This window comes from Sandaracinobacteroides sp. A072 (assembly GCF_052616365.1).
Window position 1 is genome coordinate 441,582 of the sequence record NZ_JBQXGU010000002.1, and the last position, 20,551, is coordinate 462,132.

At 66.3% G+C, this 20,551-nt stretch carries 19 protein-coding genes; 15 read left to right on the forward strand and 4 right to left on the reverse strand.

Going from position 1 to position 20,551, the window contains the following annotated elements:
- Positions 1-18: 18 nt before the first annotated feature.
- Positions 19-1,392, reverse strand: coding sequence for a hypothetical protein (locus ACUJ46_RS08085; RefSeq protein WP_445389957.1), 1,374 nt, complete (start codon positions 1,390-1,392; stop codon positions 19-21).
- Between the two features lie 470 nt (positions 1,393-1,862).
- Here ACUJ46_RS08085 and ACUJ46_RS08090 point away from each other — a divergent pair, with 470 nt between their 5' ends.
- The 11 genes from ACUJ46_RS08090 to ACUJ46_RS08140 all read left to right on the forward strand — a co-directional run bounded on the left by ACUJ46_RS08090 (position 1,863) and on the right by ACUJ46_RS08140 (position 13,535).
- A complete protein-coding gene (locus tag ACUJ46_RS08090) occupies positions 1,863-3,233 on the forward strand; it encodes an AAA family ATPase (protein WP_445389958.1) in 1,371 nt (456 codons plus the stop codon).
- A 46-nt stretch (positions 3,234-3,279) separates the two neighbouring features.
- Complete coding sequence (locus ACUJ46_RS08095) at positions 3,280-4,242, forward strand: glycosyltransferase (protein ID WP_445389959.1); 963 nt, start codon at positions 3,280-3,282, stop codon at positions 4,240-4,242.
- 5 nt (positions 4,243-4,247) lie between these two features.
- A complete protein-coding gene (locus ACUJ46_RS08100) occupies positions 4,248-5,471 on the forward strand; it encodes a glycosyltransferase family 2 protein (RefSeq protein ID WP_445389960.1) in 1,224 nt (407 codons plus the stop codon).
- Positions 5,472-5,530: 59 nt separating this feature from the next.
- On the forward strand, positions 5,531-6,559 hold the full coding sequence (locus tag ACUJ46_RS08105) for a hypothetical protein (protein ID WP_445389961.1): 1,029 nt from the start codon (positions 5,531-5,533) through the stop codon (positions 6,557-6,559).
- A gap of 125 nt (positions 6,560-6,684) precedes the next feature.
- Positions 6,685-7,848: a polysaccharide pyruvyl transferase family protein gene (locus tag ACUJ46_RS08110; protein WP_445389962.1), complete on the forward strand. Its 1,164-nt coding sequence runs from the start codon at positions 6,685-6,687 to the stop codon at positions 7,846-7,848.
- Positions 7,845-9,080, forward strand: coding sequence for a Coenzyme F420 hydrogenase/dehydrogenase, beta subunit C-terminal domain (locus ACUJ46_RS08115; protein ID WP_445389963.1), 1,236 nt, complete (start codon positions 7,845-7,847; stop codon positions 9,078-9,080). The genes ACUJ46_RS08110 and ACUJ46_RS08115 overlap by 4 nt, the downstream gene beginning before the upstream one ends.
- Positions 9,081-9,096: 16 nt before the next feature.
- A complete protein-coding gene (rfbA, locus tag ACUJ46_RS08120; protein WP_445389964.1) occupies positions 9,097-9,987 on the forward strand; it encodes a glucose-1-phosphate thymidylyltransferase RfbA in 891 nt (296 codons plus the stop codon).
- Positions 9,984-10,532: a dTDP-4-dehydrorhamnose 3,5-epimerase gene (gene rfbC / locus ACUJ46_RS08125; RefSeq protein ID WP_445389965.1), complete on the forward strand. Its 549-nt coding sequence runs from the start codon at positions 9,984-9,986 to the stop codon at positions 10,530-10,532. Before rfbA ends, rfbC begins: the two co-directional genes overlap by 4 nt.
- On the forward strand, positions 10,529-11,407 hold the full coding sequence (gene rfbD / locus ACUJ46_RS08130) for a dTDP-4-dehydrorhamnose reductase (protein WP_445389966.1): 879 nt from the start codon (positions 10,529-10,531) through the stop codon (positions 11,405-11,407). The genes rfbC and rfbD overlap by 4 nt, the downstream gene beginning before the upstream one ends.
- On the forward strand, positions 11,407-12,504 hold the full coding sequence (gene rfbB, locus ACUJ46_RS08135) for a dTDP-glucose 4,6-dehydratase (protein ID WP_445389967.1): 1,098 nt from the start codon (positions 11,407-11,409) through the stop codon (positions 12,502-12,504). Before rfbD ends, rfbB begins: the two co-directional genes overlap by 1 nt.
- Positions 12,501-13,535 (forward strand): hypothetical protein, encoded by a 1,035-nt coding sequence (locus ACUJ46_RS08140; RefSeq protein ID WP_445389968.1) that lies wholly within the window; start codon positions 12,501-12,503, stop codon positions 13,533-13,535. Before rfbB ends, ACUJ46_RS08140 begins: the two co-directional genes overlap by 4 nt.
- Positions 13,536-13,673: 138 nt before the next feature.
- On the opposite strand, the gene ACUJ46_RS08145 is transcribed toward ACUJ46_RS08140, so the two are convergent.
- Together ACUJ46_RS08145 and ACUJ46_RS08150 are read right to left on the reverse strand one after the other, a co-directional pair.
- Positions 13,674-14,204, reverse strand: a complete 531-nt coding sequence (locus tag ACUJ46_RS08145) for a Dps family protein (protein WP_445389969.1) — start codon at positions 14,202-14,204, stop codon at positions 13,674-13,676.
- A gap of 106 nt (positions 14,205-14,310) precedes the next feature.
- Entirely contained in the window at positions 14,311-15,483 is a 1,173-nt protein-coding gene (locus tag ACUJ46_RS08150; RefSeq protein WP_445389970.1) for a DUF3011 domain-containing protein, read from the reverse strand.
- Between the two features lie 244 nt (positions 15,484-15,727).
- Here ACUJ46_RS08150 and argS point away from each other — a divergent pair, with 244 nt between their 5' ends.
- Entirely contained in the window at positions 15,728-17,455 is a 1,728-nt protein-coding gene (argS, locus tag ACUJ46_RS08155) for an arginine--tRNA ligase (RefSeq protein ID WP_445389971.1), read from the forward strand.
- Positions 17,455-18,405, forward strand: a complete 951-nt coding sequence (locus tag ACUJ46_RS08160; protein ID WP_445389972.1) for an SPOR domain-containing protein — start codon at positions 17,455-17,457, stop codon at positions 18,403-18,405. Before argS ends, ACUJ46_RS08160 begins: the two co-directional genes overlap by 1 nt.
- A 63-nt stretch (positions 18,406-18,468) precedes the next feature.
- On the opposite strand, the gene ACUJ46_RS08165 is transcribed toward ACUJ46_RS08160, so the two are convergent.
- Positions 18,469-18,744, reverse strand: coding sequence for a sulfurtransferase TusA family protein (locus ACUJ46_RS08165; protein ID WP_445389973.1), 276 nt, complete (start codon positions 18,742-18,744; stop codon positions 18,469-18,471).
- A gap of 77 nt (positions 18,745-18,821) precedes the next feature.
- On the opposite strand from ACUJ46_RS08165, the gene ACUJ46_RS08170 reads away from it, so the two are divergent.
- Together ACUJ46_RS08170 and ACUJ46_RS08175 are read left to right on the forward strand one after the other, a co-directional pair.
- The gene (locus tag ACUJ46_RS08170) at positions 18,822-19,310 is read left to right on the forward strand and encodes a hypothetical protein (protein WP_445389974.1); all 489 of its coding nucleotides are present in this window, start codon (positions 18,822-18,824) and stop codon (positions 19,308-19,310) included.
- Complete coding sequence (locus ACUJ46_RS08175; protein ID WP_445389975.1) at positions 19,307-20,539, forward strand: MFS transporter; 1,233 nt, start codon at positions 19,307-19,309, stop codon at positions 20,537-20,539. The genes ACUJ46_RS08170 and ACUJ46_RS08175 overlap by 4 nt, the downstream gene beginning before the upstream one ends.
- Positions 20,540-20,551: the final 12 nt, after the last annotated feature.

Sequence of the window (20,551 nt, forward strand, 5' to 3'; positions counted from 1 at the left end):
AAGGCCGGCGAAAGCCGCCTAGAAGCTCGCCCGGAGGCCAAGCGACACGGTCGTCGCATCATAGTTGAAATCCGCGGGCACGGACGTCCTTTTCTGATGGTTCAGATCGAGGCTCGCCGACAGCAGCCGGTTGAAGCGCCAGTCGATGCCAGCATACCAGCGATCGAGATCATATTCTGTGAGAAACTGTGACTGCGGAATGTCCTGAGCGCCGCGGCTTTCGGTCTGTGATTTGTTGAAGCCGGCCGACACGCCCATCCGTGTGCCGGCCTTGTAACTGACATTGGCGCCATAGCTCGTGGCGATCTGGTAATTGGCAAAACCGCCGCTGGACCCGCTGACGCTGCGGCCACCCGAAATGCTCGCACCCAGCCTTGGCCCGCTGTAATTGAGGCCGACATTCCAGGTCGTTCCGGAAAAATCGTCCGAGAATTCCGATTTCGGATCGACCTTGGTGAAACCAAGGCTGCCGTTGAACGACAGGGACGGACCAATGCGGTAATTGGCATAGGCGCTGCCGCCCCAGTATTTGGTTCCGTTGGTTTCACCCGTGATGAGCAACTGGTTCGGATAGGTCAGGGTGCGCCACTGACCCTGGATGCCCACTTCGCCCCGGGTGGAGAGACGATAGCCGAGGCCAGCCGAAATTCCCTGCGAACGGACATCGGCGAAATCCCTGTCCAGGAAGCCGCTGTCAGTCTTGTTGCTGGTCTTGTACCAGTCATAGCTGATGCTCGGGGTCAGGCCGCCAGGTGTGCTGCAGCTGGCGTTGGCGAAGAAATTCACCGTATTTTGTGTGGATGGGACGACATCCTCGAACAGGTCGAACTGCGTGCCGCGGGTGGCATAACCGCCCTGCACCCGGCCGCTGCAGCGCACGCCGAGATTCCAGGCGACACCGCCATTCACATCGGCCCGGCTGCGGTTGAGAATGGTGTTGCGGGCATAGAAGTCGCGGCCGACGCTCAGGTTCGCAAACAGTTGCTGCCGCCCGATGGGTCGGCCGGCACTAATGCTGAGATTGGGGCGGAACACCCAGTCCGAGCGCGATTCATAGCCGCCCTGGAGCTGCAGCTCATCCGAACGGCGGACGACGTTGTCGCTCCATTCCGTGACGAGCGAGGCCGAAACGCCAAGACCAAAGCCGGCCAGCACATCGAGACCGCGCGCGCTGGGCGCATCATCGCCGAACACGCGGTTCGGATCGATCTCGACCCCGGTGGGCGCGGTCGATTGCGGCAGGGTCTGCGCATGCGCAGCACCGGCGCCCAGCAGGCCGGCAATACCCATCATCAGCGGCAGCCCGGCAAAGGCGCGGATTTTCCCGCAGGCCATGTCCACATTCATCGCCCGCGAAACCGCCATGCCGAATTCCCCTTGCTTGTCATTCACGCTACGACCCCAGTCAGGCCGGATGCACCGGCGCCTCTCCCCGAAAGCAGGCACGCCGCAAGCGCGGCAGACTGCCCGGATGGAATTGTTAACCTGTCCGCGCCGGCAAGTCACGGCCCGGTAACGAAATACCAGGCAAGAAAAACCCAGACGCAGCGCCGTCTTCCACGCCCTTTTCCATAGCCTTTCACGGATCGCGAATCAAAAGGCGTTGAGCCTGACAAAAGGCGAAACATTGTTGCGCGGCCAACATATGGGCTTTGGCTGCGAACATGTTAATGGCAGGTAGAGGGGCAGTTCCGGCGGGGCGGTTTGACCGCATGCCGGAGTCGTGCCGGGAATGAACCCCGGCGAAGCATGGCGCGCACGGAACGAACGGGAGATCTCGCCTTGAAACCGAACAGCATCACGACACCGCGGCACCAGCCAGGCGCTGTCGCATGCATCGACCAGCAGGCGGAGATGACGGCATGATCTTCGGACGCGATCGCGGCGGCCCCGGCCAGGATATCAGCGGACAGGGCGCCCGCCAGGAAGACAAGGGCGGCCGCCGCCTTTTCGGCCAGGCCCGCGCCCGTGCCGCCCATGGCGAGCGCGCCTCGGGCGGCGGCTTGCCCCGCTTTGCCGTTGCCGCAACCGACGAGGTGGGCGACGCCGCCGCAGGCCTGCCCGGCCAGACGCCCCAGCGGGCGCGTCTGGCGCTTGCCGATGCGCTGTCCGCTTCGCAGCCCGTCACCAGCCGCAGCCGCTTTGCCGGCCGGCACGATGTGCTTTCCGCACTGATCGCCGCGATCGAGCAGCAGCGCGCCCATGTGGTGCTCTATGGCGAGCGCGGCATCGGCAAGACCAGCCTGATCCATGTCTTCACCGAAACCGCCGAGGAAGCACGCTATCTCGTGCTCTACGGAAGCTGCGGTGTCGAAGCGAAATTCGACGAGATGTTCCGCGCCTTCGCGGAGCAGATCCCCCTGCTCTACCATGCCGCCGTATCCCCGACTGCCGACGAGAGGGAGCATAACCGCAGCTTCTCCGACCTCATCGGGCCTGGCCCGGTCGGTCCGCGCGAACTGGCGGAAATCTTCTCCGGCATCGTCGGAACGCGGGTCATCCTCATCCTCGATGAATATGACCGCGTCGCCGACCAGGCCTTCCGGCGCGACATCGCGGAGCTGATCAAGAACCTCTCCGACAGGGCCGCACGGGTGCAGCTGATCCTTACCGGCGTAGCGTCCAACCTCGACGAGCTCATCGGCTTCACCCCATCGATCCGGCGCAACATCGTGGGGCTGCATGTCGGCCCGATGGCCGAGGCGGAACTGGCCGAAATCCTCGAACGGGCCGAGGATGCGACCGGCATGCTGTTCGCCCCGTCGGCGCGCGCCCTCATCATCCGCATGTCGGGCGGCTCGCCCTATCTCGTCCGGCTGCTGGGCAACCGCGCCGCCGGCCGCGCGCTTGACGACGGGCGCCAGGCGGTGAGCGAGGGCGATGTCATCGCCGGCACGGAAGCGGTGCTCGCGGAATGGAATTCCGGGCTTCCCCGCCGGGTGCAGGCGCATCTGCAGCGGCCCGAAGTGCGCAGCGTCTGGCCGATCCTGATCGCGGCGGCCCGCGCATCGGGCACGCCCGATGGCTGGTTTACCGCCCACGACGTTTCGGCAGAAAGCGGCAGCGCCGATGAAAAGACCGCGCGTTCGTCGCTCGACCGGCTGACGGGCGAGATCGACCTCTTCGACCGCGAGGATGGAACAGGTGGCCGCGAGGCGCGCTACCGGTTCCGCACGCAGGGCGTTTCCCAGCTTCTGAGCCTGTCCGCCGCTCTTGCACGGGCAGGACGCTGAAGACCGATGTGACGCGGGAGGGGGCGCAAAGATCATGGGGGCAGGAATGACGGCGACGCCCGCGAAGGGCCGGAACGCCGGGGCGGCACAGGCCCCGGATGTGCCGCCGCGCGCCTCCGTCATCATCCCGCATCTCAACACGCCGGAACTGCTGGTGAAATGCCTGCAGGCCGTGGCGGCGCAAAGGCTCAGCCATGGCTGGTTCGAGATCATCGTGGTGGACAATGGCTCGCGCGTCCCGCTCGACATCGTGGCGGCGGCCTGGCCGGGGGTGAAGTTCCTGGTGGAGCGCACGCCGGGGCCGGGCCCGGCGCGAAACCTCGGGGTTGCGCATGCGCGCGGCGCCGTCCTCGCCTTTGTCGATGCCGATATCCGCGTCGGGCCGGACTGGCTGCGCCACGGCGTGCGTGCGGTCGAGCGGAACCCCGATTTTCCCTATGGCGGCGACGTCAGGATCGACTTCGCCGACCCGGCCCACCCCACGGGCATCGAAGCCTTCGAGGCCGTCTTTTCCTTCCGCCAGAAGATGTACATCAAAAGGATGGGCTTTTCTGGCAGCGGCAACCTGATGGTGCACCGGGATCTGTTCGAGAAGGTCGGCCCCTTCGGCCCGATCAACACGGCCGAGGACAAGAGCTGGGGCCTGAAAGCCAAGTCCATGGGCGCCCCGGCGCGCTACCTGCGGCGAATGGTCGTGTTCCACCCGGCGCGTTCATCGATGACCGATGTCGAGGCACGCTGGGGCCGGCTGATCGCCCAGGCCTACAGCGCCCACATCGCTTCGGGCCGGCCGGCGTTCCTGTGGGAGGCAAAGGCCTGGGCTGTGATGCTGTCCGCCTTCGCCCACATGCCGATGATGATCCTTTCAACCCGCGTTCCGACTGTCGGGGCGCGCATCAGGGGCCTTTCGGTTCTGTTTCAAACACGTTGGTATCGTTTTATGAAGATGCGTCGAATCGCTCGAGAGGGGCATCTTGAAACCGCCATGCAGTGGAACCGCGCAGGGTGACGAGCATGAGCAACGACAATGGAAAGTCCCGCACCATGGCTAGCGACAGCGTGAAAGACACCCCGACCGGGATGACGGACGCCAACCCGCGCGCCGTGCCCCCGGAAGCGTTTGCCCCGGACCAGCAAGGCGCCGTCAGGGCGAGCGCTGCACCGCAGAGGGCATCCGCCGCCTCTGCAGCATCGACCAGGGCGAATGCGCTCGCAGGCGCGTCGCGGCCCCGGCTGGCTGTCATCATCATCAACTGGAACCGCTGGGCCGACACGATCGAATGCCTCGAATCCCTGATGCGCTCGGAACTGCCCGTGCGCATCGTGGTCATCGACAATGCATCCGAGGATGACTCGCTGGAGCGGATCCGCGCATGGGCCGAAGGACGCGAAGCCTGGCAGTCGCCGTCAGGCCCGCTCGGTCGCCTCACCCGACCACCGCTCGAGAAGCCGATCCCCTTCGAGGAGATCAGCGACGTGGAAGCGGTGGACGGCAAGCCCGGCAACACGCTTCTCACCATCATACGCTCGTCCGAGAATCTCGGCTTCGCCGGCGGCAACAACCTGGCCATGCGCCATGCCCTGAACGACCCTGCGATCGCCTATTGCTGGTGCCTCAACAACGACACAGTCGTCGAGCCGGACGCAACCCGCGCGATCGTCGCCCGCATGGACGCGACCCACAAGGTCGGCATGTGCGGCACGCAGGTCCGCTACTATCACCGCCCGGGCACATGGCAGCAGCTCAACGGCTCGCGCTTCAAACTGCTGACCGGCATGAGCGAGGGCATCGGCCGCGACCAGCCGGTCACCCGCCCCTTCGATCCGCGCAAGGTCGCGCGGGAAACCGATTTCGTGCTCGGCGCCTCGCTGGCCGTTTCCCGCGCCTTCGTCGAGACCGTGGGCTATATGGAAGAAAGCTATTTCCTCTATTTCGAGGAAATGGACTGGTCCGTGCGCAACCGGGGTCGCTTCGTGATCGCCTTCGCCCATGGCGCCGTCATCTACCACAAGGAAGGCGGCTCGATCGGCTCTTCCGGCAAGAAGGGGCAGCGTTCGTCCACGTCGGAATATTATCTGATGCGCAGCCGCATCAAATTCTACCGGCGCAACTTCCCGCTGCTTCTGCCGATCCAGTATCCCCTTGGCATCGCCCTCATCCTGCGCCGCCTTCTGCGGCGCCAGCCGGACAAGGCGGGCGCCATGCTGCGCGCCCTTCTCGGGATGAAGCGCAAGTGACGCCCGGCCCGACCGTGACCAGAACAGCCCAACACCCTCAAGCGGAGGAACGAGACATCATGTCGACGATGACAACCGAACGGGCCATTTCCCGACGCCCTGCGCGCGCTCTTCTTCTTCTCGCTGTCGCCGGGGTCGCCCTGGCGTCCTGTGGCGACAAGGGCGGGAAGGGTGGCGAAGCGCCAACCGGCCAGGTGGTGGCCCGCCTCGACGGCGAGGAAATCACCATGCTGGAGGTGAATGCGGAGCTGGCCGGCTCGCCCATCCCGCCCAATGTGGCGCGGCGCGATGCGGAAAAGGCCGCGCTCAACAACATCGTCACGCGCCGGATGCTGTCCAGGGCCGCCGAGGAGCGGGAGCTTCACAAGACGCCCGACTTCCAGATGCAGGCGCGACGCGCTTCCGAACAGCTGCGCGTGCAGGCCCTGGCGCGCGACATCGCCGCCAAGATCGCCACGCCCACCCGTGACGAGGCGATCAAGTTCATGAACGAGAACCCCGCCATGTTCAGCGAGCGGAAGTTCTTCATCCTCGACCAGATCCAGTTCCTCAGGCCGGAGAACATCGGCGAACTGGGCTTCGAGAACACCAAGACCATGGCCGAGGTCGAAGCGATCCTCACGCGCAACAACATGCAGTTCCGCCGGCAGCCCGCCTCGCTGGATGCGCTGGGCGCAAACCCGGACTTCGTGCGCGAAGTCACCAAGGTGCTCGATCGCAACCCGGAAGAGCTGTTCATGTTCTCCAGCCGCCCGCAGGGCGCCCCTGCCCCGGTGGTGCTGGTGAACCAGGTGAAGGACGTGCGCGTCCAGCCCTTCACGGGCGACAAGGCGCGCGAATTCGCGGTGAACTATCTGCGCAACCAGCGGATCCAGAATGCGCTGAAGGCGGAGATGGAAAAGCAGCAGACCGCGGCGAAGGACAAGATCGTCTATCAGGCCGGCTGGGAACCGCCCGCCACCAAGGAAGGCGAAGACAAGAAGATCGGCACTGCCGCTCTTCCCAGCCCTGCCGGCCCGGCCCCTGTGACTCTGCCGGGCGCCGACGCCCCGGCCGCTGCGGCCGAGCCCGCCCTTCCCGCCGGCTGACACAGCCACGGCCCGGCACAAGGGCAGCCTCATGGACCGGAGCCGGGCATCATCCGACATGCCCTGCCCGGCAACCGGCTGAAACCGGGCGCCCGGCTGATGCGGCAGGAACAGGCAAGACAGAGATGACGAGACCACTTTCCATAGGCCTGCTGTGGCATGGCGACAGCAGCGGCAACCTGGGCGTAGGCGCGCTCACCCTGGGGAACATGGAGCTTGTCCGCCGGGCGGCGGCGCGCGCTGGCGTCGAGGTGGAAATGACGATCTTCCGCCCGGGCGACAGGGGGCCGAGCTATGTGAAGGACGGCCTCGTCGCGCGGCATGTGATCAACGGCCGCTTCATGGTCTCCCCCTCGGGCTACTGGAAGGCGCTGAAGGGGCTCGACCTGATGCTCGACATCGGTGCGGGTGACAGCTTCGCCGACATCTATCCCGACAAGCGCTTCGCCTACATCATCGCCACCAAGGAACTGTGCCTGCTGCGCGGCGTTCCGCTCGTCTTCTCGCCGCAGACGATCGGCCCCTTCACGCGCCAGCCGCACATCCGCCTTGCCGCCCATGTCATGAAGAAGGCGAAGGCCGTCTTCGCCCGCGATCCGCTCAGCCTGTCGGCCATCGCGCGGCTTGCGCCGACAGCGCTGCGCTTCCAGGCCATCGATGTCGCCTTTGCCCTGCCCTTCACGCCGGCGCCCAAGGGGCCGGGCACGCGGGTCGGCATCAATGTCTCGGGTCTGCTCTATTCCGGCGGCTATGGCGGCGCGAACGATTATGGCCTCACCATCGATTACCGCGTCTTCACCGACGGGCTGATCGAGGCGTTGCTGGCACGCGAGGGCGTGACAATCGAACTGATCACCCATGTGAACACGCCCACCATCCCGCGCGACGATGACGGCCGCGCCGCCGACCTGCTGAAGGAGCGCTATCCGGCGCTTGTGCGGGTGCCGGCCTTCGGCTCGCCCGTCGAGGCAAAATCCCATATTTCCGGCCTGGATTTCCTTGTGGCTGCCAGAATGCACGCGTCCATCGCGGCATGGTCTTCGGGCGTGCCGGTCATCCCCGTCAGCTACAGCCGCAAGTTCGAGGGTCTGTATCAGGCGCTCGACTATCCCTGGCTGATCCCGGCGCGCGGCCTGACGACCGAAGCCGCAATCGAAAAGGCGCTCGACGCCTTCGACCGGCGCGAAACCCTGCGCACCGATATCGGGCGCGGCCAGAAGGCGGTGAAGGACGGGCTGGAAGTCTATGTCGCCTACCTTGCCGACTGTTTCCGGAGCCTCGCCCGATGACAGCCCAGCTGCCCCCCAAGCTGCCTCCAACGCTTGAGCGGGTCATGCGCGGCCAGACCTGCGCCGGCTGCGGCCTGTGCGCCGGGATCGACCCGGCAATCGGGCTGGAACGTGACAGCAAGGGCTGGTGGCGCCCGGTGGCATATGGCGCCCCCGAGCCCGGGACCGAAAGGCTGATGGCAAGGGCTTGCCCGGGCGCACGCATTTCCCCGTGGGACGATGGCAGCCAGCGCGCGATCGACCCGGTCTGGGGGCCGTACGTCCGGGTGATGACCGGCCATGCAACCGACCCCGAGATCCGCCACAAGGCCTCGTCCGGCGGCGTGCTCTCGGCGCTGGCGCTCCATCTTCTCGAAACCGGCGCGGTGGACCGTGTGCTCCATGTCGCGATGGACCCGCTGCAGCCGCTGTTCACCCGCATCGTCCGCTCCGCCGGGCGCGAGGATATCGTGCGGTCGGCAGGCTCCCGCTATGCGCCGGCCGCGCCGCTTGCCGAAATCCGCGCCGAACTCGACCGGCCGGGGCGAATCCTCTTCATCGGCAAGCCCTGCGATACCGGCGCCATGCGGCAGCTGATCGCCGCCCAGCCGGCGCTGGCCGAGCGCATCCCCTATCTTCTCTCCTTCTTCTGCGCCGGAACGCCCAGCCAGGATGGCACCGGCCGAATCGTGCGCAAGCTTGGCATGAAGGAAGAGGATGTCGCCCATTTCCGCTACCGTGGCGATGGCTGGCCGGGCTATGCCACGGCAACCCGGGCCGACGGCCACAGCGCGCGGATGAGCTATGCCGACAGCTGGGGCGACATTCTGTCGAAGGAAGTGCAGTTCCGCTGCAAGATCTGCCCGGATGCCGTGGGCGGTGCCGCCGATGTCGCGGCCGCCGACGCCTGGTATGGCGGAGACAGCGGCTATCCGGCATTCGACGAGGCCGAGGGCCGTTCGCTGGTCATCAGCCGCACGGCGGCCGGGGATGCCCTTGTGAAAGCGGCCGAGGCCGCCGGCGCCATCGCCACCAGTCCGCTCGACATGGGCGAGATCGTGAAGATGCAGCCCTCGCAGGCGCGCCGCAAGCGGCTTGTCGCTTCCCGGCTCGCGGCCATGGCACTGACAGGCAACCCGCGCCCGGATGTCTCGGGCCTGAAGGTAGCCGAAGCCGCACGCACGGCGGGGATGATGGCAAATGCAAAATCCTGTCTTGGAACCATCCGCCGTATTGTCACCGGCCGCCGCTGATCCGAAAGAGGACGCCATGCGCAAAGGGATCATTCTCGCCGGCGGGTCCGGCACCCGCCTCTATCCACTCACCCGCCCGGTGTCGAAGCAGCTGATGCCGGTCTATGACAAGCCGATGATCTATTATCCGCTGTCAGTGCTGATGCTGGCCGGTATCCGCGAGATCCTCATCATCACCACACCGCAGGATCAGGCAGCCTTCCAGAGCCTGCTGGGCGATGGCGCCCAGTGGGGCCTTCAGATCAGCTATGCCGTGCAGCCGGAACCCAAGGGGCTGGCGCAGGCCTATCAGATCGGCGCGGACTTCGTAGGCGACGGCCCCTCGGCCCTGATCCTCGGGGACAATATCTTCTACGGCCATGGCCTGCCCGAACTGCTGCGCCGCGCCGACGCGCGTGACAGCGGCGCGACCGTTTTCGGCTATTGGGTGAAGGACCCCGCGGCCTATGGCGTCGTCAGCTTCGATGCCGAGGGCCGCGCCGAGACGATCGAGGAAAAGCCGCTGAAGCCGAAAAGCAATTTCGCCGTCACCGGCCTTTATTTCTACGATGGCCGGGCTGTCGATTATGCCAGCCGCATCCAGCCGTCCGCACGCGGCGAACTGGAAATCACCGATCTCAACCGCCTCTACCTCGAAGCAGGCGACCTCAATGTGGAGCTGATGGGGCGCGGCTATGCCTGGCTCGACACCGGCACCCATTCCAGCCTGCTGGATGCAGCGCTCTACGTGCGGATCATCGAGGAACGGCAGGGCCTGAAGATCAGCTGCCCCGAGGAAATCGCCTGGCGGCTGGGCTTCATCGATGACGAGGGACTGCGCAGGGTGGCCGAACCGCTGCGCAAGTCCGGCTATGGCGACTATCTGCTGACACAGCTGGAACAGGGCCGCAGGAGCTTCCCGGCATGAAGGTCGAGGCGCTGGCCATACCCGAGGTCAAGCTGGTCACGCCGCGCGTGTTCGGCGACGATCGCGGCTTCTTCCTGGAAACCTACAATGAACGCGCCTTCGCGGAAGCCGGGTTGCCGACGGACTGGAAGCAGGACAATCACAGCCGCTCGGTGAAGGGCGTGCTGCGGGGCCTGCATTACCAGATGGCCAACCCGCAGGGGAAACTGGTGCGCGTGGCGCGCGGCCGCGTGTTCGACGTGGCGGTCGACATCCGCCGCTCGTCCCCCAGCTTCGGCCAGTGGGTGGGGGCGGAACTGTCAGACGAGAATATGGCGATGCTGTGGGTGCCCCCCGGCTTTGCCCACGGCTTTCTCGTTTTGTCCGACGTTGCCGATTTCTGCTACAAATGCACCACGTTGTGGGATGCCGCGAGCGACCGTTCGCTGAACTGGGCGGACCCCCGGATCGGAATCGACTGGCCGCTCGGCGATATCGGCAAGCCCCAGCTTGCGGCGAAGGACGCCACAGCCCCGATGCTCGCGGAGGCGGAGACGTTCGCGTGAAGGCGCTGATCACAGGCAGCGGCGGCCAGCTCGGGCAGGCTCTGGTGATGACGGCGCCGCAAGGCGATCGGCTGTATGCGCCGGACCGCAACGCGCTCGACATCAGGGACCGGGCGGCGATCGCCGCCGTCATCGCCCGCGAGACGCCGGATCTGGTGGTGAACGCTGCCGCCTATACCGCCGTCGACAAGGCGGAAGGCGAGGAAGCCGAAGCCATCGCCGTGAACGCAACAGCTGCACACGACCTCGCAGCAGCTGCGGCGGCAGCGGGCGCCCGCTTCATCCATGTCTCCACGGATTTCGTCTTCGACGGCACATCCCCCCTGCCCTATGCCCCAGATGCACCCACCGCGCCGCTTGGCGCCTATGGGCGCTCGAAGCAGATGGGCGAAGAGGCTGTCCTGCGCGCCCATTCCGGCGCCCTCATCCTACGGACAGCCTGGGTCTATGCGGCCCATGGCGCCAATTTCGTGAAAACCATGCTGCGCCTGATGCGCGAGCGCGATGAAGTGCGCGTGGTGGCGGACCAGATCGGCACGCCCACCCATGCCGCCAGCCTCGCCCGCGCCATCTGGGCACTTGATGCAGCCCGGGCCAGAGGCATTCACCACTGGACGGACGCGGGCGTTGCCAGCTGGTATGATTTCGCCGTCGCCATCCAGGAGGAAGCGCTGGCAATCGGCCTGCTGGGCCGCAAGGTGCCCATTGTGCCGATCCGCACGGCAGACTATCCAACCCCTGCCCGGCGCCCTGCCATGAGCATTCTCGACAAGACGTCGTGCTGGGGCATCACCGGGCCGTCGGCCCACTGGCGCGTGGAACTGCGCATCATGCTGGCGGACCTGGCGCAGAAGGAAGGGAAAGGCGGCAACTGATGGCATCGCTCCTCGTGACCGGAGGCGCCGGCTTCATCGGTGCCAATTTCGTCGCCCACTGGCTGAAAACCCGCCCCGGCGACCGTATAACCGTGCTCGACCTGCTGACCTATGCCGGCAACCCCGCCAATTTGCGCGGGCTGGATGCCGAACTGGTGGTGGGCGACATCCGCGACGAAGCGCTTGTCACGAGCCTTGTCGAAGGACGCGACATCGACACCATCGTCCACTTCGCAGCCGAAAGCCATGTCGATCGCTCGATCTCCGGCCCCGACGCCTTCATCGAGACGAACATCATCGGCACCCATGCGCTGCTGAAGGTGGCGCGCCGCGCCTTCGTGGACACGGGCAGACCGCACCGCTTCCACCATGTCTCGACCGACGAGGTCTATGGCACGCTGGCGCCCGATGATCCGGCCTTTTCCGAAACCACGCCCTATGCGCCCAATTCGCCCTATTCCGCGTCCAAGGCTGCGTCCGATCATCTCGTCCGCGCCTATCACCATACCTATGGCCTGCAGACGACGACTTCGAACTGCTCGAACAATTACGGGCCGCTCCAGTTTCCCGAAAAGCTGATCCCCCTCTTCCTCATCAACGCGCTGCACGGCCGCCCGCTGCCCATCTATGGCGACGGCCAGCAGGTGCGGGACTGGCTGCATGTAGAAGACCATTGCCGCGGGATCGCCGCCGTTCTGGACAAGGGGCGGATCGGGGAAACCTACAATATCGGCGGCGGCGCCGAGCTTCCCAACCTTGCCGTGATCGACACGCTGTGCGCGGAAATGGACCGCGCCTTCGCGGCTGACCCGGCGCTGGCGGCCCGCTTCCCCGATGCCCCGGCGGCATCGGGCAGGCCCACCGCCAGCCTGAAGACCTTCGTAGCCGACCGGCCCGGCCATGACAGGCGCTACGCCATCGACTGTTCGAAGGCGATGGCGGAGCTTGGATACCGGCCGCAGAATGACTTTGCCGGCGGATTCGCCGCAACGCTTGCCTGGTACATCGAAAACGAGACCTGGTGGCGGGCGATCCTCGATGGAAGCTACCGTGCGGGAGCGGGGCATGACGGGGGGGACAAGGCCGCCCCGGCATGACGCCGCACCCCCTGGTCCGGCGCATCATCGCCTGGACTGGCGCGCACCGCGCCTGGCTCAGCGCCGGCATGATGGCCCTGGTGCTGCTGGTGGCCGGCATTGCCCTTGCGCGCATCCTCGAAGACATTCACCCGGATGAAATCCGGGGCGCCCTGTCCGCCATCACGACAGGCCAGATCCTGCTTTCGCTCGGCCTGTGCGCCCTCTCCTATGTCGTGCTGACCGGCTATGACGTGCTGGCGCTTGGCGCAATCGGCAAGCCGCAAGCCTATTGGCGTGCGGCGCTGGGCAGCTTCACAGCCTATACCTTCAGCCACAATCTGGGCTTCGCGCCCATCACGGGGGCTGCAGCCCGCTGGCGCGCCTATCGCGGCACCAACGTCAACGCGCCCGACATCGCCCGCATCGTGGTGATAGCCGGGGTGACCTTCTGGCTTGGCATATTGGTGCTGCTGGGCATTTTTCTCGTCAGCTTTCCCGGGGCCTTGCGCATCGAGGACAGGGTCCTCTCCTACCCGACACAGGCGGCCATCGGCGGCGCCATCCTTGTCGCCATGGCGCTCTATCTCGTCGCATGCGCGCGGCAGACCGGCCCGCTCGTCATCCTCGGCTGGAGACTGCCCGTGCCGACGCTCAGGCAGGCGCTCATGCAATTTGCACTCGCTGCGACCGACATCGCCATCGCCAGCGCAGCGCTTCTCGTGCTGCTGCCGGAATCGGCCTGGCACCATTATCCGGATTTCATCATTGCCTATGTGGTGGCCATGGTGGTGGCGCTCATCACCCATGCGCCCGGCGGGCTTGGCGTCTTCGAAGCCGTCATCCTCGTCACCCTGCCCGAAGTTGACCGGCCGGCGCTGGTATCGGCCCTGATCCTCTATCGCATCCTCTACTACTGGCTGCCTTTCCTGCTGGCGCTGCTGTTTCTGGGGGGGAAGGAGCTTCTTGATCTGAAGGGTGCGAAGGCCCGTTCAGCAGGCAGTCAGGCAGAGCGGTCTAACAGGGAGGGGACACCCTCTGACCCCCCCTGAACGGCGCCCGGTTCCCCCAGGCGCCGTTTTTTTGGGCGCGACCAAAGACGCTCTTCCGCAAAGACAGGCAGACATGAAAAAGCCCGGCGCCTTGCGGCGCAGGGCTTTTCACAGCCACCATAAGGGCCAAGGCCCGGATCAGGCGATCATCGAGCGCAGCATCCAGGCCGTCTTTTCATGCACCTGCATGCGCTGGGTCAGCAGATCGGCCGTCGGCTCATCGCTGGCGTCCTCGACCGCCGGAAAGATTGCGCGGGCGGTGCGCACGATGGTTGCCTGATCGGCCGCAAGTTCGGCAACCATCTGGTCAGCAGAGGGAACGCCGGTCGCTTCCTTGACCGTGGCAAGACGCGCATATTCGCTGTAGCTGCCCGGCGCCCAGGCACCCAGCGCGCGGATGCGCTCGGCAATCTCGTCCACGGCCAGCGCCAGTTCGGTATATTGCGTCTCGAACATGGTGTGGAGCGCGTTGAACTGCGGCCCTGTGACGTTCCAGTGGAAATTGTGGGTCTTCAGATAGAGCGTGTAGGTATCCGCAAGCAGGCGGGACAGGCCATCGGTGATGGCGTTCAGCTTGTCGGCGGGAATCCCGATATCGAGGGCCTTGGGCGAAGGCGCTACAGCCTTCTTTTCCTTCTTCGCGGGTTTCCGTTCTTCCTTGGCTGCCATGCTGTCCATCCTTTCATTCCGTCTTCACGCAGAAAAGTCGCGGCGAGCGCGGCAATTCGTGCATAGCTTACACCAATACAACCCGGAATCGAACGGATTGTTCCCCTCAGCGCACGTCGAAGGCCGTCACCTTGCCGCCGCTGGCGCGGCAATCCATCACCATGGCCTGGACATGATCAGGATATGTGCCCGTCACCCCGGCCACCAGGATCCAGCCACTGCCGGAACGCTGGGCATTGCGCACCTGATCGAGCTGAACCTTAGTGCCACCGGTGGTCCCGACCTGGCGGGCCGCTTCCTTCATGCAAGCCTCCGCCTCGGCACGGGCATCGGCAGGAAACCTGGCGTAATCGGCGCTGATCGCGGCATCGCCAGAAGCGGTGCTGCTTCTCTTCTTGCCGGAAGACGCCAGAAGGGCGATCAGCCCTGCCGCAACGGCGGCACCGGCGATGATCCCGGCAGCGCTTCCGCCGCCATTGTTGTCATTGTCATAATTGCCGCTCACATTGCCGAAGCCATAGCCGAACCGGGCCTGACAGCCATTGTCCACCCAGATGCTGCTGTTGTCCCAGCCCCAGTTGCGGCCCTGCACGCAATTGGTGCTGGAAAACTGGCGGAGCAGTTCCACCCGGCCGCGTGTGTTCGCGGCGCAGCGCTGGTAGCGATTGTTCTCAGACCGGCATTCCAGCTGGCCCGCAAAACCCTGCGCGCCATTGTTGCCACCCCAGCTGCCGCCACTGCCGCCGAAGCTGCCATAGCCATAGCCGAAGTTCGCCTGGCAGCCGTTGTTCACCCAGATGCCGCGGGCATCGAACCCCCAGTTGCGCCCCTGCACACAGTTGGTACCGGAAATCTGGTTCAGAAGCTCAACCCGGTTGCGGGTATCGACGTTGCAGCGCTGGTAGCGGTTGTTGAGCGAACGGCACTGGATCTCGCCAGCAAAACCCTGCCCGCTGTTGTTCCAGCTTCCGCCGCTTCCGCCGAAGCTGCCATAGCCATAACCGAAACGGGCCTGACAGCCGTTGCGCACGGTGATCGAGTTGCGGTCATAGGTCCAGGAACGGCCCTGGATACAGGAAGAGCTGGACAGTTGCTCGACCAGTTCGACCCGCCCGCCGGTGGAAACGCTGCAGCGCTGGGTGGCATTGTTGAGGCTGCGGCAAGTGATCGTTCCAGCGAAATCCTGGGATTGCGCCGCAGCCGGCGCCTGCCCGATCACGGCGATGCCCGGAATGGGCAAAGGCGCCACCTGGGCCACGACCATCGCGAACGATGCCACAAGCGCGGAAAACCGCCCGGGGCCTTGCCCTGCCTGGCTGCCACCAACAGATTGAAGATCGCCTTGCATGCTTGCCCCCCGGACAGGAAATAATGGCCACATGCTACACGACACACCTTCTGCCAAAAAGCCGTTTCCGGCTGTTTCGGTGCCTTTCTGCCGCATCGGCCGTTGAGGCATGCGCCCGGCCGGGCTAACGGGGCCGGGATGATGGCCGCACGGCAAGCGGCGAAGGAGATCAGGTTTGGACGTCTTTCAGCGGTTCGAGAACATCGTGGCGGAAGCCGTGGCAGCGCTGGCGGCGGATGGAACAGTCCCGCCTGAAGCCACCAACGCGGCCATCGTGCTCGAACCCCCGCGTGACCCGTCACACGGCGATCTCGCCACCAATGCCGCCATGGCGCTGGCCAGGGCCGCGCGAATGAACCCGCGCGAACTCGCGACCCGCCTCGCCATGATGCTGGCCCGCCACCCCGATGTCGAGACGGCAGAGGTGGCAGGACCGGGCTTCATCAACCTGAAGCTTGCCCGCACGGTGTGGGAAGACGAAATCCGCGCCATCGTCGCGGCCGGGGCCGATTATGGGCGGGGCGATCCCGCGCACGAGGCCCTGCCGGTCAATATCGAATATGTTTCGGCCAATCCCACCGGCCCCATGCACATGGGCCATTGCCGGGGCGCGGTGGTGGGCGATGCGCTGGCAAGCCTTCTGGCCTTTGCCGGCCACGATGTGGTGCGCGAATATTATGTGAACGATGCCGGCGGCCAGGTCGATGTGCTCGCCCGCTCCGTCCACCTGCGCTACCGCGAGGCGCTGGGCGAAGCCGTCGGGGACATTCCCGAAGGCCTCTACCCCGGCGACTATCTGAAGCCCGTGGGCGCGGCACTGGCGGCCGAATATGCAGACCGCTTCGCAAAGGCCCCGGAAAGCGACTGGCTCGCCCTGTTCCGCACCCGCGCCGTCGCCGCCATGATGGACATGATCCGCGACGATCTCGCACTGCTCGGCATAAGGCACGACATCTTCTCGTCCGAAGCCGCGATCCAGGCCGCAGGCGCCCCCGCTGCGGCCGAGGCGGAACTGCGCGCCCGCGATCTCGTCTATGATGGCACGCTGCCGCCGCCCAAGGGCGAGATTCAGGAAGACTGGGAACCGGTCGAACTGCCGCTCTTCCGCTCCACCGCCTACGGGGACGATCTCGACCGGCCGATCCGCAAGTCTGACGGCAGCTGGACCTATTTCGGCGCCGACATGGCCTATCATGCCGAAAAGGCGCGCCGTTCGTCCGCCCTCGTCGATATCTGGGGCGCCGACCATGCCGGCACGGTGAAACGCATCACCGCCGCTGTCGAAGCGCTGACACAGGGCAAGGTCAGGCTGGATGTGAAGCTGGTGCAGATGGTGCGCCTGTTCCGCAACGGCGAGCCGGTGAAGATGTCGAAGCGGGCCGGCAATTTCGTGACCCTGGCCGATGTGGTGCGCGAAGTGGGCCGCGATGTGGTGCGCTTCATGATGCTGACAAAAAGGCCCGAGGCCCCGCTCGATTTCGATTTCGCCCATGTGGTCGAGCAGTCGCGCGAAAACCCCGTCTTCTATGTGCATTATGCGCATGCCCGCATTTCCTCGGTGCTGCGCAAGGGGCAGATGCTGTCGCTTCCAGCCGTCGCCCCGTTGGAAAGGCTGGATGCCGAGGAACTGGCGCTCGCCCGGCTGGCGGCCCAGTGGCCGCGCGTGGTGCGCCAGGCCGCCGGCGCGCGCGAACCGCACCGCATTGCCTTCTACCTCGCCGATCTGGCCGGTGCCTTCCACACCCTGTGGAACCGCGGCAATGACGACCCCGCCTGTCGCCTGCTGCGCGAGGACGATGCCGAACTGACCGCAGCCCGCCTGGCGCTTGCCGGCAGCGTGGCGCAGGTTATCCGCACGGCGCTCGGCGTCATGGGCGTCGAAGCCGCCGAGGAGCTGCGCTGATGGCGCGCCGGCCTTCCCCGCATGCGGAGTCGGAGCGGCGCGGCCGCGCGCGCCTTCCTGCCGAGGAGCCGGACGCACCCTGGCTCGACGAAGCGGACATGGATGACGGCCCCACCCACACGCTGATGAGCCGGCGCACCTTCTGGGGCCTGGTCGCCGCCCTCCTGCTGCTTACGGCCGGGGTCGTGGCCGGCATCTTCCTGCTTTCGGGCCGGGAAGATAGCCCGATCGACGTTCCCCGCCCCGGCGAGGAGATTCCGGTGCTGGCATCGCCCGGGCCATGGAAGGAACCGCCCAGCGGCCCCGACGTGGAAGGCATTCCCGTCGAAGGCCAGGGGCAGGTGCTGTTCGGCACCGGGGATGGCCGCACGACCGAGGCGCGCATCGCCCTCGACGCCATGCCCGAAGACCCGCTGCCAAGGCCCGGAACAGTTGCCGAGGAGGTCATCATCGAGCCGCAACCCGAGGATGCGCGCACCTCATCCCCTGCCCCGGGCGCGGTGGCCCCTGCTGCAAGCTCCGCCCAGCCTCAGCAGCAACCCGGCGCTGCCGCCCCTAGGCCCGAGGCGCAGAAGCCGCCTGCCCAGACGGCGCCGGCCCCTGGACCGAAAACCATCCTGCCCAAGCCCGTGGAAACGATCGTGCCGAAACCGGCGCCACAACCAAGGCCAGCCGTGGCGCAGCCGGCGCCGCAGCGCCCGTCGGCACCTGCGAACGGGCAGATGCTCCAACTGGGGGCCTTTTCCAGTGAAAGCCGGGCACGTTCGGCCTTCAAGGCGCTAGGCGAGCGATTCCGCTACCTCCAGGGCATGGAACCCCTCATCATCCCTGTCGTCGCGGATGGAAAGACCCTCTACCGCCTGCGCACCAATGCCGGCTCACCAGCGGCGGCGCGTGAAATCTGCGGCCGCCTGAAGGTTGCCGGCGAGGCCTGCGCCATCGTCGAGTGAAGCCGGAGCGGGTATCCGGAGCGAGCTGTCGAAAGAAAACTGTCAGGAACGTGCCGCCCGGCTTCAGCCGGGCGGCACGTCCAGGCGGAAATCGCCGCCGCCCGCAGCCGCAAGCCGCCAGCCCCGTTCACGCGCAAGGTCGGGAATGTCACGCTCGGCGGCAGGGTCATCGGCCAGCAGGCGATAGAGGCCCGACCCGCCTTCGCGCACCGCGCGCGCCAGCCGCAGCGCCGGCAGCGGGCAGCGCAGGCCGCGCGCATCCACCAGCACGGCACCAGCGGCGTTTTCGCCAGTCCCGGTTTCGCCAGTCCCGCGTCCGGTCGTGTCACCTGTCTCCATGCCTGGACCCTAGCCGAAATATGTGCGCGGCGTCATGCCGTTTGACCTTTGCGCGCATGGGGCCATAGGGAATGGGCATGACCATAGCCGACAACACCCTGCTCTGGTTCGCGCTTGCCGCGCTTGCCATTGCCCTGCTCGTCGCCTGGCTGGCCCTGCGGCCGCGCCCGCCTGTCGAGCCGACCGAAGTCTCGCCTGCCGAACCGCCCATGCAAAGCGGAAAGGCCGAACCCGGCGGCGCTGACGGCAGTGATGCATCGCCGGCAGATGCGGGCAGCATGGCGGCCTCCCCCTTCCTGCCCGGCCCCGAGGGCGAGCCTGACGATCTGATGCGAATCAAGGGCATCGGGCCGAAGCTGTCCGCGCGGCTGGCCGAGCTTGGCGTCTTTCACTATCGCCAGATCGCGGACTGGACGCCCGAACAGCTGGCGCATGTGGACAGCCAGCTTGGTCAGTTCCAGGGCCGGCCAGAGCGCGACCAGTGGCAGTCACAGGCCCGTCTGCTCGCCTCGGGCGACGTGAAGGCCTATGAGCGCGCCCATGGCAAGCTCGGGCCATCGGCTTGACGGCTGAAGCCGCCGGGGTCGCGCCGCGCGGCCCGCTCACGTTCATCACCCTCACCGTCCTGATCGACGCGATGGGCTTCGGGCTCATCGTTCCGGTCCTTCCGGCGCTCGTGTCCGAACTGGGCGGGATGCCGATGAACGAGGCCGCCACCATGGGCGGCTTTCTCATCATGTCCTACGCGCTGGCGCAGTTCCTTTTCTCGCCGGTGATCGGCGGCCTGTCGGACGCCTTCGGACGGCGGCCGGTGCTGCTGCTCTCCATGGCGGGGTTCGCGCTCAGTTCACTCGGGGCCGCAGCCGCCAGCACCCTTGCCATGCTGTTCGTCGCGCGCATCCTCGCTGGTGTCACCGGCGCCAGCTACACGACCGCCTATGCCTATATTGCCGATGTCACGCCGCCTGCCCGCCGGGCGCAGGCCTTCGGCCTTGTCGGCGTGGCCTTCGGCATGGGCTTCATCGTCGGCCCGGCCCTTGGCGGTTTCCTCGGCGCCGGGGGAAGTCGCCTGCCCTTTCTGGCCGCTGCCGGAATGGCAGGTCTCAACCTGCTGCTGGGCCTTCTGGTGCTGCCTGAAAGCCTGCCCCGACACCTGCGGCGCAGCTTTGACTGGCGGCGCGCCAATCCGGTGGGCAGCCTGAGGCGGCTGAGCACACTGGGCGGCGCGCTGAAGCGCTTTGCCATCACCTATTTCCTGTGGATGCTGGCGATCCAGTCCCTGCACGGCGTCTGGAGCTACATCGTCGCCTATCGCTATGGCTGGTCCCCGTTCGACATCGGCCTGTCACTGACGCTGGTGGGCGTGCTCGCGGTTCTGGTGAACGGGCTGCTCGTGAAGCGGGCGGTGGACATGCTGGGCGAATGGCGCACGGCGGTCGCCGGGATCATGGCCGGCACCATCGGCTATGTCGTGCACATCTTCGCCCACGTACCGGCCCTTGCCTATGCCGGCATCATCGTGGGCGGTCTTGGCGGGCTGACAATTCCAGCCCTGCAGGCGCTGATGACAGAGCGCGCATCCGCAACGGACCAGGGCGAACTGCAGGGCGGGCTTGCAACCCTTGCCTCGATCACGGTCGTGGCCGGGCCGCTCATCTTCTCGCAGCTGTTCGCGGCCTTCAGCGGCGCGGAAGCCCGGCTGCACGCACCGGGCGCCCCCTTCGTGCTGGCCGCCTTGCTGTCCGCCGCAGCGCTGGCCCTGATGCTGGCCGCCGAACGCCCCGGCAAGGGCTGAACGGCCAGCCAG